Origin of the sequence: Persicobacter psychrovividus, assembly GCF_036492425.1 — a bacterium.
Lineage (GTDB): Bacteria > Bacteroidota > Bacteroidia > Cytophagales > Cyclobacteriaceae > Persicobacter > Persicobacter psychrovividus.
In genome coordinates, this window is the sequence record NZ_AP025292.1 from 2,127,638 (window position 1) to 2,140,739 (window position 13,102).

At 42.4% G+C, this 13,102-nt stretch carries 10 protein-coding genes and 1 pseudogene; 10 read left to right on the forward strand and 1 reads right to left on the reverse strand.

Features of this window, described 5'->3' with window-relative positions:
* The first annotated feature begins 156 nt into the window (after nucleotides 1-156).
* The 8 genes from miaB (at nucleotide 157) to AABK40_RS09095 (ending at nucleotide 8,706) form a co-directional block, all read left to right on the forward strand.
* Nucleotides 157-1,635, forward strand: a complete 1,479-nt coding sequence (miaB, locus tag AABK40_RS09060) for a tRNA (N6-isopentenyl adenosine(37)-C2)-methylthiotransferase MiaB (protein WP_338396834.1) — start codon at nucleotides 157-159, stop codon at nucleotides 1,633-1,635.
* Between the two features lie 81 nt (nucleotides 1,636-1,716).
* Nucleotides 1,717-3,081: a sigma-54 interaction domain-containing protein gene (locus AABK40_RS09065; RefSeq protein ID WP_332918992.1), complete on the forward strand. Its 1,365-nt coding sequence runs from the start codon at nucleotides 1,717-1,719 to the stop codon at nucleotides 3,079-3,081.
* A 54-nt stretch (nucleotides 3,082-3,135) separates the two neighbouring features.
* Entirely contained in the window at nucleotides 3,136-3,687 is a 552-nt protein-coding gene (locus tag AABK40_RS09070; protein WP_338396835.1) for an LptE family protein, read from the forward strand.
* 83 nt (nucleotides 3,688-3,770) lie between these two features.
* The gene (locus AABK40_RS09075; protein WP_338396836.1) at nucleotides 3,771-4,661 is read left to right on the forward strand and encodes a hypothetical protein; all 891 of its coding nucleotides are present in this window, start codon (nucleotides 3,771-3,773) and stop codon (nucleotides 4,659-4,661) included.
* Nucleotides 4,662-5,039 (forward strand): preprotein translocase subunit SecG, encoded by a 378-nt coding sequence (gene secG / locus AABK40_RS09080; protein ID WP_332918989.1) that lies wholly within the window; start codon nucleotides 4,662-4,664, stop codon nucleotides 5,037-5,039.
* A 293-nt stretch (nucleotides 5,040-5,332) separates the two neighbouring features.
* Nucleotides 5,333-5,611, forward strand: coding sequence for a co-chaperone GroES (locus AABK40_RS09085; protein ID WP_332918988.1), 279 nt, complete (start codon nucleotides 5,333-5,335; stop codon nucleotides 5,609-5,611).
* A gap of 37 nt (nucleotides 5,612-5,648) precedes the next feature.
* Nucleotides 5,649-7,283 (forward strand): chaperonin GroEL, encoded by a 1,635-nt coding sequence (groL, locus tag AABK40_RS09090; RefSeq protein WP_332918987.1) that lies wholly within the window; start codon nucleotides 5,649-5,651, stop codon nucleotides 7,281-7,283.
* Nucleotides 7,284-7,482: 199 nt separating this feature from the next.
* Nucleotides 7,483-8,706, forward strand: a complete 1,224-nt coding sequence (locus AABK40_RS09095) for a mechanosensitive ion channel (protein WP_338396837.1) — start codon at nucleotides 7,483-7,485, stop codon at nucleotides 8,704-8,706.
* 224 nt (nucleotides 8,707-8,930) lie between these two features.
* Here AABK40_RS09095 and AABK40_RS09100 read toward each other — a convergent pair.
* Nucleotides 8,931-9,347 (reverse strand): annotated as a pseudogene (locus AABK40_RS09100) (DUF1987 domain-containing protein).
* Between the two features lie 401 nt (nucleotides 9,348-9,748).
* On the opposite strand from AABK40_RS09100, the gene pckA reads away from it, so the two are divergent.
* Both pckA and AABK40_RS09110 read left to right on the forward strand, forming a co-directional pair.
* Entirely contained in the window at nucleotides 9,749-11,344 is a 1,596-nt protein-coding gene (gene pckA / locus AABK40_RS09105; protein ID WP_332918984.1) for a phosphoenolpyruvate carboxykinase (ATP), read from the forward strand.
* Nucleotides 11,345-11,515: 171 nt separating this feature from the next.
* Complete coding sequence (locus AABK40_RS09110; protein WP_332918983.1) at nucleotides 11,516-13,051, forward strand: toxin-antitoxin system YwqK family antitoxin; 1,536 nt, start codon at nucleotides 11,516-11,518, stop codon at nucleotides 13,049-13,051.
* The last annotated feature ends 51 nt before the right edge of the window (nucleotides 13,052-13,102 follow it).

A 13,102-nucleotide genomic window follows, 5' to 3' on the forward strand; every position in this document is an offset into this window, starting at 1 on the left:
TAGTTTCAAATGCCCTGCAAAGTCAAGAATATTGAATTAATGCGATAAATTCCTCTGCCAATCTGTCAGTTCTCCGATCATTTTGTTAATTTTGCAACCTATAATAGGGCACATTTTTTGTTCCTATCACAAAAATTTTAGAACAACAGATTAGAAATGAGCGATATCATTAAAGACCTTGGGGTTTTGGATAACGATGAGCAACACTCTCAAAAAGTGGATGCTACGGCCGTTAAAATCAGCCAAAAAGTAAATCCTGAACGCACAAAGAAAATGTACATTGAAAGTTATGGTTGTCAGATGAACTTCTCGGATTCCGAGATCATCACCTCCATCATGGCTGAAAATGGATATGGTACAACAGATACTTACAAGGATGCTGATGTCATCTTACTGAACACTTGTTCAATCCGTGAGAAAGCTGAAAAAACCATTCGCAAAAGACTCGAGGAATTCAATGCCGTAAAGCGCACAAAACGCGACCTGATGGTAGGTGTGTTGGGTTGTATGGCTGAAAGACTTAAATCTCAGCTCCTTGAAGAGGAAAAAGTGGTGGATTTGGTTGTAGGACCAGATGCTTACCGAGATCTCCCTGCCCTGGTAAGTAAAGTAGAAGATGGCCAAAAAGCCGTAAACACTATCCTTTCCAAAGAAGAAACCTATGCCGACGTTACCCCTGTTCGTCTGAACAGCAACGGACTGACGGCCTTTATCTCCATCATGCGTGGTTGCGATAATATGTGTTCTTTCTGTATTGTTCCCTTCACCCGTGGACGTGAGCGCAGCCGCGACCCGCACTCTATTGTTGCAGAGGCAAAAGACCTTTTCGATAAGGGCTACCGCGAAGTTACTTTGCTTGGCCAGAATGTGGACTCTTACAAATGGGCAAAAGATGTGGACACCAACACCAAGAAAGAGATCAATAAACTTGGCGCCGAAGAGATCGTCAATTTTGCTGACCTGCTGAAAATGGTGGCCGCCGTTTCTCCAGACCTGCGCGTACGATTCTCCACCTCACACCCAAAAGACATTACGGATGATGTGCTTTACGCCATGCGTGATCACGAGAACATCTGTAACTACATTCACCTGCCCGCACAGTCGGGTAACAGCCGTGTGCTGGATTTGATGAACAGAACTTACGACCGTGAGTGGTACATTAATCGTGTGGATGCCATCCGTAGCATTATTGGTGAAGACTGTGGTATTTCTTCAGATTTCATCACTGGTTTCTGTACTGAAACAGAAGAAGAACACCAGGAAACCCTCTCGCTAATGGAATATGTTAAGTATGACTATGCTTATATGTTCTTCTACTCTGAGCGCCCAGGGACTTTAGCGGCTAAAAAGTTTGAGGACGATATTCCTTTGGACGTTAAAAAACGCCGACTTGAGGAAATCATCGCGGTACAAAATGCCTCGTCTTTAGCAAGAAACAAACGCCAGGTTGGGCAGGTACAGAAGGTCTTGGTAGAGAAAATCTCCAAGAAAGACGAAAACCAACTCAGCGGACGAAATTCTGCCAACAAAGTAGTGGTATTCGATAAAGAACATTACAAACCAGGCGACTATGTGATGGTCAAAATCACCGACTGCACCCAGGGAACACTCCTTGGCAAGGCCGTCGAAGCATAATCCCCCTAAGATACAGCGGGCGTAAAACAGCAATCGTTTTACGCCCTTGTTGATTTTTTAAACCCATCTACAATATTTACTATGTCCATATTTTCAGAAGAAGAAATCCAGAGTATCAAACAGCGTTTTGGCATTGTGGGAAACTCCCCACTGCTGAACTATGCCATTCAGGTAGCCATGCAAGTGGCCCCTACCGACATGTCCGTTTTGATTACCGGTGAAAGCGGTAGCGGTAAAGAATCATTTTCCAAAATCATTCATCACCTTTCTTCTCGTAAACATGGTCAGTTTATCGCTGTAAATACCGGCGCCATTCCTGAAGGCACCATCGATTCCGAATTGTTTGGACACGAAAAAGGCGCCTTTACCGGCGCAAGTGATTCCCGGAAAGGCTATTTTGAAGTTACGGACGGCGGAACCATCTTCCTCGACGAAATCGGTGAAATGCCGCTGGGCACACAAGCCCGATTGTTGCGCGTACTGGAGAATGGTGAATTCATCAGGGTTGGCTCTTCAAAAGTGCAGAAAACAAATGTTCGTGTGGTGGCCGCAACCAACGTCAACCTGATTAAGGCGGTAGAAAAAGGCGAATTCCGCGAGGACCTGTACTATCGACTGAATACCGTCCCGATTTTCGTGCCTCCATTGCGTGAACGTGGCAAGGATGCCTTGCTCCTTTTCCGTAAATTCTCCGCAGATTTCGCTGACAAATACCATATGAGCCCGATCTCCCTGGACTATTCTGCGCAGGAAAGCCTGTTACAATACCGCTTCCCTGGTAACATTCGCCAGTTGCGCAATATGGTAGAGCAAATTGCCGTGTTGGAGATGAGCAGAAAAATTGATGCCGAAACCCTGCGGAAATACATCCCTAAAGAAGCACCAAATTTGCCTTCTGTAATTCGCCGTGAAGAAGAATCAACAGAAAAAGAACGGAGCAACTTCGATAGTATGTCAGAAAGGGACATCCTCTATAAAGTACTTTTCGAAATGAGAAAGGATATGGCGGAGATGAAAACGATGCTGCTTGAGATGGGCTATAACAAAACCAGCACAACAAGCACTCCTCCCCCGCCGGTCAACAACAACTTACCCATGCTGGCAGCTCCAGGGCAATTCAGCAACAGCAGTGGCAGCGTTAAAGGGAACGAATACCCGGAGAACAAACCTGCCTATTCGGCCACCTCGTCCGAAAATGCAAAGAACAACGCCATGATGTACCAGGAAGAAGAGGAAGACATGGGCACCTATGAGATTTCGGAAGTAGAGGACATCAGTCATGAACATGCCGGAGAAGAATCCCTGAGCATCGAAAAGACAGAAAAAGACCTTATTATCAAGGCTTTGCGAAAAAATAACAACAAAAGACGGTATGCGGCACAAGATTTGGGAATCTCTGAACGCACCTTATATCGCAAGATTAAACAATATGAAATTGACCAATAATTATTTTCATCCATTTCTATTGTGTATCATTACCACGATAATTTTTAACTATTCATGAATATCTTTCGACGTTTTATATTCAGTCTCCTCCTGATCAGCGGATGTACCCTGTGCTTTTCAGGTTGCGGGTTTTACACCTTCACGGGTGCATCTATTGATTACTCCAAAGTAAAAACCGTATCTATCGGCAATTTTTACGATGAGTCCAACACGGGGCCGGCGAACCTGTCACAGGATTTTACCAATGCCATCAGAGATTATTTTCAGCAAAATACATCACTGGCATTAGTGGATGAAGATGGTGACCTGCAAATCCAGGGGGTAATCTCTGGCTACAGATTCTCGCCACAGGCACCACAATCGGGCGGTAACACCAACCTCGAAGGGGCCGATGCCGCAGGTTTGGAACGACTGACAATCTCCGTTAAGGCTGATTATATCAATACCACCGATGACACCTATAATTTCGAGAATAAAACCTTCTCGTTTTACGATGATTACAACCCCAACACCCAAGACCGAACCGCTGCCGAGCAACAGTTAATCCCGACCATTACAGACCAAATTATTTTGGATATCTTTAATGCCTCTGTCGCCAACTGGTAGTATTTGTAATTTATAGATAAAAAAATGACTTGTTTAAAGTACTATTTTATTCTATATTTTAGTGTCCACTTAAAAATTAGCGAGTGAAACTTTCTACATTTCATCATTTGCTCTATCATCTCGATACAGCTACCCTCTCGGAAATCACCGATCTACAGGATCTGAGTGAACAATACCCCTATTGTTCTCTTTACAAAATCCTGATGGCAAAGGTGGCGAAAGAAAATGATGGCTTAGATTATCGTGAAATGCTGCAGAGCGCGGCCCTGAGAAGCCCCGATCGAAAACACCTCAAAAAAGTACTTGATGAAAAAAACATCACAGCCTTTTATAATAATAACACGATAACCGATAACAATAACAATATTGAATGGGCTGCTGAAGACAAAATTGCAGATCAACGCAATATTGTACATCAAGAATGTAGAAAAAACAGTAATAATCCACTAAATTTACTGACTACTCAGCAACGGAAAGATCCCGAAGAACAATTTGAGGATCTAAATACCGATGATGCCGAGGGGATTGCCGAACAAATTCATGGGTATTTGGAAGAATACTTACGTGTGAAAGCACAATATGACGAAACACAGCAAATGCCTGAAGTAAAACCCGCTGAGGAAAAATCATCGATTACGGAATCAGAAGAAAAATTGGTGGAACAAAAAATAATGACCGATAGAGACCATCTACTGCGTGAGCAGGAGGATCTTATCGACCGCTTTATAGCCAACGGGCCGTCGGTGCGCCGACCAGTAAGCCCAACTCAGGAAAGTCCCAAAGCTGTGGACCTTGCTGAGTACAGTACTCGAATGAGTACGGAACTTTATACAGAAAATCTGGCGAGGATCATGGAGCGTCAGGGAAATTTATCCGAAGCAAAGAAGATTTACAAGGCTTTGATTTGGAAATTTCCCGATAAAAAAGCTTACTTTGTGAATTGCATTGAAAAACTACATAATCTTAGAAAATAAATGTTTACTGTTTTAATTGGAGTGATCATCGTTGCAGCAGTATTGCTGGTTGTGGTTATCTTGGCGCAAAACCCTAAAGGTGGAGGATTATCTTCACAGTTTGGCGGCTCAAGCACCTCTCAGATCATGGGGGTAAAGAAAACCACAGATTTTTTGGAAAAAATCACTTGGGGATTGGCAATTGGTATTGTTGTGCTAACCCTTGCTACTCACTTTTTTATTGGTGAGCAAAGAACTACAGGAGGAAATACCTTCAACAGCCCTAATGTAGAAAAAGCAATTCAGTCAGCTCCGGCGACTCAACTGCCTCAGGCACCTGCTGAAACACCAGCAAGTGACGATGCAGCAGCACCGGCACAAGAAGCACCGGCAAATTAATTTTGCTGATAAAACACACTCTTCACTGAAGAGCGGAAAGCGCTGTTCCTATTCGGGACAGCGTTTTTTTTATGCCCAAAAAAACCACCACCCCCGCAGCTAAAAAATGGCAGGTGATCTGCCATCAACATCCATCAGCTATGTCATTTTTTCAAGCCTGTCAGTGCCACAACCCACCCGATGATGGTATTTATAAGTCAATTTGTCACAAATAAAGACGGCTTATAAATTGGCACATTCTATGTTCAAATTATGTTCGAAAATGTTTTAATTTTTAAACAGTAATAACAGAAATGTCTAACGTAACCATTAAACCTCTTGCGGACCGCGTGCTTGTGGAAGCCGCTGCCGCTGAAACGACAACAGCATCAGGAATTATCATCCCTGACACTGCCACTGAAAAACCATCTCAGGGTACTGTAGTGGCTGTTGGCCCAGGAAAAAAAGATGAGCCTTTAACGGTAAAAGTTGGCGATAGTGTATTGTATGGCAAATATGCCGGCACAGAGATCACTCACGAAGGCAAGCAATATTTGATCATGCGTGAAGCTGACATCTTCGCTATTATTTAATCTGTTTTTTTCATTTTAATTCTAAAATCCATACATCATGGCTAAAGATATTTTATTCCACGCTGATGCGCGTGAAAAGCTAAAAAAAGGTGTTTCAGTAATTGCTGATGCTGTAAAAGTAACTTTGGGACCTAAGGGCCGCAATGTAATCCTTGACAAAAAATTCGGTGCGCCATCAGTAACCAAAGATGGTGTTTCTGTTGCCAAAGAAATTGAATTGGAAGATTCAGTAGAAAACATGGCAGCGCAGTTGGTAAAAGAAGTTGCTTCTAAAACTGCTGACATGGCAGGTGACGGAACCACAACAGCCACTGTCTTGACACAGTCGATCTTTGAAAGCGGTATCAAAAACGTAGCAGCGGGCGCCAACCCAATGGACCTTAAGCGTGGTATCGACAAAGCTGTTGCTTTGATCATCGAAGATTTGAAAAAAACTTCAAAAGCAATCACTTCTTCTGAAGAGGTTGCACAGGTGGGTACAATCTCTGCCAACAACGATAAAGAAATCGGTACGATGATCGCGGAAGCGATGGATAAAGTGGGTAAAGACGGTGTAATTACTGTTGAAGAAGCCAAAGGTACTGAAACAGAAGTAAAAACGGTAGAAGGTATGCAATTCGACCGTGGATACCTTTCTCCATATTTTGTAACCAATACCGAAAAAATGGAAGTGGCGATGGAGTCCCCTTACATTTTGATTTACGACAAAAAAATCGGCAGCATGAAAGAATTGCTACCTGTTTTGGAAGCCGTAGTGCAAACAGGTAAAGGTTTGGTCATTGTTGCTGAGGACATCGAAGGTGAAGCTTTGGCGACTTTGGTTGTGAACAAAATGCGTGGTTCTTTGAAAATCGCTGCTGTAAAAGCACCAGGTTTCGGCGACCGTCGCAAAGCAATGTTGGAGGATCTTGCGGTACTGACAGGCGGTACGGTAATTTCTGAAGAGCGTGGTTACAAACTGGACGCAGCAACCATCGATATGTTGGGTACTGCTGAGAAAGTAAACATCGACAAAGACAACACGGTAATCGTTAATGGTGCTGGTAACAAAGAGCTTATCCAGGCGCGTATCAACGAGATCAAAGTTCAGATCGAAAACACTTCTTCAGACTACGATAAAGAGAAATTGCAAGAGCGTTTGGCTAAATTGGCTGGCGGTGTGGCAATTCTTTACATCGGTGCTGCTACTGAAGTAGAGATGAAAGAGAAAAAAGACCGTGTAGATGATGCATTGCATGCAACGCGTGCTGCTGTTCAGGAAGGAATCGTTCCTGGTGGTGGGGTTGCTTTGATCCGCGCATCGAACGTTCTTGATGGTGTTGAAGGCGAAAACGAAGATCAAACTACAGGTATCAACATTATCCGTCGTGCAATTGAGGCGCCTTTGCGTACTATCGTTGCCAATGCTGGCGGAGAAGGTTCTGTCGTTGTTCAAAAAATTCGCGAAGCGGAAGGTGACTTCGGTTACAATGCCCGTGACGACAAATACGAAGCAATGGTAGCTGCTGGTATCATCGACCCAACGAAAGTAACGCGTTTGGCTTTGGAGAATGCAGCCTCAATCGCTTCATTATTATTGACAACAGAATGTGTTGTTGCTGATCGTCCTGAAGAAGGTGCTGGCGCACCAGCTATGCCTCCAATGGGTGGCGGCATGCCAGGCATGATGTAATAAACACATCAAAAAAGCATATTATTTTAAAGGCCAGTTATTTGACTGGCCTTTTTTTATATCCCATATCATCAGCCAATAGTCCAATTCATCACTATTTAGGGCATAAAGGCAAAGGTTCTTTCATTTTTTACAAGACGACATAACCAAATAGCCCCAAGAAAAGGTTAAGACCATAGATTATACACAAACTATAACTATGAAAAACTATATTGACCGTTTTCTCGACCCTATGCTCTCTGGGCTTGGTGGAGTTGTCCCTTCGGTTGTAGGGGCTATTATTGTACTCATTGTGGGTTTTTTGATTGCCAAGGCCATCAAATCAGTCCTTAAAACGATCCTCAGCAAATCCAGGCTTGATGAAAGAATCAACAAGCGGACAAAAAGTGGTAATTTCAATATTGAAAACACCATTGCAAACATCGTCTATTACCTCATATTAGTCTATGTGCTGCTACTTGTCCTGGACATGATGGGCGTACGGGGTGTTTTGGCGCCACTACAGGGCATGTTCAATGAATTCATTCAGTTTATCCCGAGAATTCTTGCCGCGGGCATCATCGGTTTTGCAGGCTATATTATTGCCTCCATTGCCAAGGAAGCTGCTGGCCTGCTTACAGGAGGACTTGATAAATTATCCGCAAAAATTGGCGTAAAGTCTTCTTTCGATTTCACCAAAGTGGTGCGTCAGATCGTTTTCCTGATAGTCTTTATTCCAATTTTGATCATTGCGCTGGACAGCCTGAAAATGGAAGTCATTTCTGGTCCTGCAACAGAAGCTTTATCTACCCTACTCGGTGCGATTCCTAACATTATTGCAGCGGCGATTATTTTAGCCCTGTTCTTTATCGGAGGTCGATACATCTCAAAAATCATTGAAAGTTTAGCCGCAAATTTGGGCATCGACCAAATGGCCAATAAAGTGGAAGGCATTCAGTACATTTCCCAGAAAACAGCAATCAGTAAGATCATCGGTAACCTGGTCTTTTTCTTCATTGCTTTCAGCGGTACAATTGCAGCAATCGAGAAGCTGCAATTCATGCAACTCTCTGCCATTCTAAGCGAATTACTTGAACTTTGTGGGCATATCTTCTTTGGCCTGATCATTCTCGGTGTAGGTACCTGGATTGCCTCCATCGCTTATAAGATGCTGAGCAAAAATCAGGAGAACAAATTCGTCGCTTCCATTGCACGTGCAGGAATCATCGGCCTGTTCCTGGCTATTGGTTTACGTCAGATGGGCATTGCAGACGAAATCGTTAATTTAGCCTTTGGGCTTACCCTTGGCGCCATTGCAGTAGCCATTGCACTATCCTTTGGTATTGGTGGCCGCGAAGCCGCTGGCAAGCTGATGAACGACTGGGTGGAGAAATACCGCAACAGTAAGGGTGGCAATAATGAAGGACCTAAAAAATTACATTAAAGCATCATGCAATGCACACACCGATAAAAATGGCTATTGATCACTCCCTTTTTAGCCACATCAATGAGGTGCATTGTTTTGTAAAAAGGAAAGATGTTACACGCTAAAGCCTTCATTGTATTACAAGAGGTCTTTGGGAAAACGTTTTAACAAAATCATTCCTTTACATCAAATAGTAAATTGATGACCATTAAAAAAGGCTGCCTTATTTTGGCAGCCTTTTGCTATTCTTCACGAATAGAATTATCCTGAATGTCATCAATTCCTCTTAACTCGACATCAAAAGAGAACATGTTCTTAAAGTCCTCTCCAGTGTCTTCCATATCTTCATCCTCCACATCATAATACCACACCACACTTACCGAAGTATTGGAAGGGTGCCCCTCTTCAAGCATCTTGAGCATATCCACAAAACACTTGCTTGAACTCGTATTCATGTATTAGAGCTGAAATACCACCTTGGTTTTTTCGGGCGGATTTTGAAGGTAAATCTTCAGCCACGTCGTCACCTTTGCAAAAAATGTCCGAGCATCTTCTGGTATTGAACGGCCTCGAAACCTCATCAATCCCTTGTCGGTAGATAACAAAATTTCTGGCGTACGACGATCTGCACTTATATATACAATCTCTCCTTTTCCCATTAGGTTGAAATGAATGCCTGACACAGCCAAAGCGCCATGCCACAAATGAATTTATTCCACAAATTAACGGAAAATTCAATGAAACACAATAAGAAGGATTCCCTCTTATGAAATAAAAATAGCAAACATTTAGTTCATATCTCTAATTGTTTAACAATCGAACTAAATTAACATTCTTAGTTTAAATTTAAATTATTCAATAGAATTGGAGCCTGCAAATCTTAAAAATAATTTAGATTAAATTTAAACATACTCAATTTTTAGGGGTTAAAAATGCGAATACTGCAAATTATCATACTTTTTTACCCTTTACATTGACACTCATCATAATTTTATAGAATATGCAAAGGTATATTTGTTATGTATTACAAACATGACACTTTTTTTAAAATTTTTTAATTATGCAAGAACACGGAATCAAATCGAAAAATGGTTTTGAACACTTAGGATTAAAACCAGCAGTAGTTAAATGGAACTTGGGACCTGCGGAATGTACGCAAGAGGTATTAAGCCGTGGAGAAGGTGTTTTAACAGACAGAGGTTCTGTTATGGTGGACACTGGTAAGTTCACTGGACGTTCTCCTAAAGACAAATATACTGTAGAAGATGCTCAGACTAAAGATTCAGTATGGTGGGGTAAAATCAACCAACCAATCTCTGAAGAGAAATTCCAGATGTTAAGAACAAAATTGATCGCCTCTTTCGAAGGTGAAACAATGTATGTTCGCGATATGTACGCAGGTGCAGATCCAAATTATAGATTGAACGTTCGTGCTTATAACACTATTGCTTGGCAGCACATGTTCACCTACAATATGTTTATCCGCCCTTTGAAAGAAGAGTTGGAAAACTTTGAAGCCAACTGGACAATTCTTTGTAACCCTAAGTTTGAAGTAGAGAACTACGAGGAACTGGGAATGAACGGTAAGAATTTCGCGATCGTAAACATGACTACCCGCGAATTGATCATCGGTGGAACGGCTTACGCTGGAGAGATGAAAAAAGGAATCTTCTCTGTGCTTAACTATGTATTGCCACACGATCACAAAGTACTTTCAATGCACTGTTCTGCCAACGAAGGTAAAGAGGGCGACACAGCGATCTTCTTCGGACTTTCAGGTACTGGTAAAACAACTTTGTCTGCCGATCCTAACCGCGCGCTTATCGGTGATGACGAGCACGGCTGGACGGAAAACACGATCTTCAACTTTGAAGGCGGTTGTTACGCGAAATCTGTTGACCTGACAGAAGACAAAGAGCCAGACATCTGGAAAGCGGTTCGTTTCGGTGCTATTGAAGAAAATACGCGCTTCTTCGAAGGAACGCATACAATTGATTATGAAAACACCTCGGTAACAGAAAACATTCGCGTTTCTTACCCTGTTCACTTCATCGAAAATGCCAAAGAAGTATCTATCGGTGCGGTGCCTAAAAACATTTTCTTCCTGACTTTCGATGCCTTTGGGGTAATTCCTCCAATCTCACGTTTGTCTAAAGGACAGGCAATGTTCCACTTCATCTCGGGTTATACTTCAAAAGTTGCGGGTACTGAGATGGGCATCACAGAACCTACCCCTACATTCTCTGCTTGTTTCGGTGCTGCATTTATGCCGCTTCACCCTGCAGAATATGCAGAATTGCTTGGTAAGAAAATGGATGAGCAAAATGTGAACGTATGGATGATCAACACTGGACTGAATGGTACAGGATCACGAATGAAGCTGAAAGAGACTCGTGCGATGATTACTGCCGCTTTGGAAGGTAAATTGGACAACGTAGAGTTTATCCAACATCCAGAGTTTGGGTTTGAAGTACCATCAACTTGTGAAGGTGTAACCACTGAATTGCTGAACCCTCGTAACACCTGGGCATCAGAAGAGGCTTATACTGAAGCTTGTAACAAACTGGTAGAGCTATTCAACAAAAACTTTGTTCAGTTTGAAGAAGGTTCTTCTCAAGAGATTATGGCTGGTGCACCTAAGGTGTTGGCAGACTAATCACTGAACAGCGATCAAATATTCATGGGAACGGCTGCCTCTTCTGAGGTGGCCGTTTTTGCTTTTTTATGGTATTTTAACACAGGAAACCACCCAAATATTACTTGAATCCCCTTTTAAATATTAATTTAGTCGATAGAAAGTAATTCAATCAACTTGTAAACACTCAATATGAGGATAATATTTTTCGCTATACTGCTTTGTGGACTTGCTTTTTCAAGCCCCGCAGTCGCACAGAAAGAAACAATGACCCTCACTGGGGAAACCACTCCCAACGGGGTCCGAGAGGGCGTATGGTACTATGTTCATGGCACCGACTCACTGGTCGCAGGGATTTACCAGGATGGCCTAAAGGAAGGCATGTGGAACAGCTACACAAAAGCGGGACGACTGTACAAAAAAGTTTCTTACAAAAAAGGGAAAAAGGAAGGTGGTGAACAGCAAATTTATGCCAATGGGCAGCTGTTTCTGGAGTGTGTTTATAAAAATGACAAGCTTAATGGCCTTTTCAATACTTATCATGAAAATGGCAAACTCAAAAACTCGGGGGCTTATGTGTTCGGGAAAAAAGAGGGCAAATGGGTGTTCTATAACGAAGCTGGAAAAAAAATCAAAGAAGTCCCTTATAAAAACGGACTGATTGAGGGGAATGTAAACACCTACAACGAGTGGGGAAATATAGCCTCTGCCGCTCAGTATAAAGCCGACAAACCCGACGGCCAATACGTGGAGATGGATAATGCTGGAAATGTCATCACCAGGGGAACATATATCAATGGCAAAGAATCAGGCACCTGGAAATACCAATATCCTTTCAGCCTGCAAAAATACAAAGAGGAGACATTTGAAAATGGGCTGATCCAGGGAAAGCAAACGACTTACTTTGAATCGGGCAGAAAAGAATCGGTGTTTCATTATGTAAATGATACCGTGCAGGGCGCCGCAGCCATGTTCTATGAAAATGGCAATATCTATAAAAAAATAAATTATAAGGACGGCCTTGAAAGTGGCACTTATATTGAATATTTTGACAATAAAGCACGAAGCGCAGTTGGGAAATACAAAGAAGGGCTGAAAACTGGCAACTGGGAGTTCTTTTACGAAAACGGCATGACCTCCGAAGCAGGAGAATATAAATATGACCTGAGAAATGGGCTATGGAAAGCTTTTTACAGGGATGGAAGCCTGAAGTCGGAGGGGCATTATGTTGATGACCTTAAAGGTGGACAATGGTTTTATTACCATCCAGATAAATCCATCTCTAGCATCGGCACCTATCTCGCAGGGGAAGAAGAAGGTCTTTGGGGGTATTTCCACACCAATGGCGCTTTGCAAACCGAACTGACCTATGAAAATGGTTTGCTGAAAAAATGCACAGACCCGATTTCCAGCAAAGGAAAAGCGCTTAAAAAAGGCACCTTTGTTGATGGCAATGGCACTTTGATTTTTTATAATGAAGAAGACAAAAAAGTCAGCGAAGAGAATTATGCCAATGGGCTTAAAGAGGGCAAAAGTCGATTGTTCTACCCTAACGGAAAAGTAAAAGCGGAAGGCGATTTTATCAAGGGCAAGAAAAACGGTTTATGGATGTTCTATCAGAAAAATGGCCGCATAGAAAGTAACGGAAGTTACAAAAATGACCAACCAGTTGGTAAATGGCGATACTATGATAAGTCGGGTACTTTAATCAACGAGAAAGATTTTTAATAGAAAACAATCAAATATTTATAACCCAAATCCAGCATTGATCAGTTTTAA

Excerpts from the sequence above, each read along its gene's own strand:
- miaB (WP_338396834.1), top strand. The coding sequence starts at position 157 with ATGAGCGATATCATTAAAGACCTTGGGGTTTTGGATAACGATGAGCAA.
- AABK40_RS09065 (WP_332918992.1), top strand. The coding sequence starts at position 1,717 with ATGTCCATATTTTCAGAAGAAGAAATCCAGAGTATCAAACAGCGTTTT.
- AABK40_RS09070 (WP_338396835.1), top strand. The coding sequence starts at position 3,136 with ATGAATATCTTTCGACGTTTTATATTCAGTCTCCTCCTGATCAGCGGA.
- secG (WP_332918989.1), top strand. The coding sequence starts at position 4,662 with ATGTTTACTGTTTTAATTGGAGTGATCATCGTTGCAGCAGTATTGCTG.
- AABK40_RS09085 (WP_332918988.1), top strand. The coding sequence starts at position 5,333 with ATGTCTAACGTAACCATTAAACCTCTTGCGGACCGCGTGCTTGTGGAA.
- groL (WP_332918987.1), top strand. The coding sequence starts at position 5,649 with ATGGCTAAAGATATTTTATTCCACGCTGATGCGCGTGAAAAGCTAAAA.
- AABK40_RS09095 (WP_338396837.1), top strand. The coding sequence starts at position 7,483 with ATGAAAAACTATATTGACCGTTTTCTCGACCCTATGCTCTCTGGGCTT.
- pckA (WP_332918984.1), top strand. The coding sequence starts at position 9,749 with ATGCAAGAACACGGAATCAAATCGAAAAATGGTTTTGAACACTTAGGA.
- AABK40_RS09110 (WP_332918983.1), top strand. The coding sequence starts at position 11,516 with ATGAGGATAATATTTTTCGCTATACTGCTTTGTGGACTTGCTTTTTCA.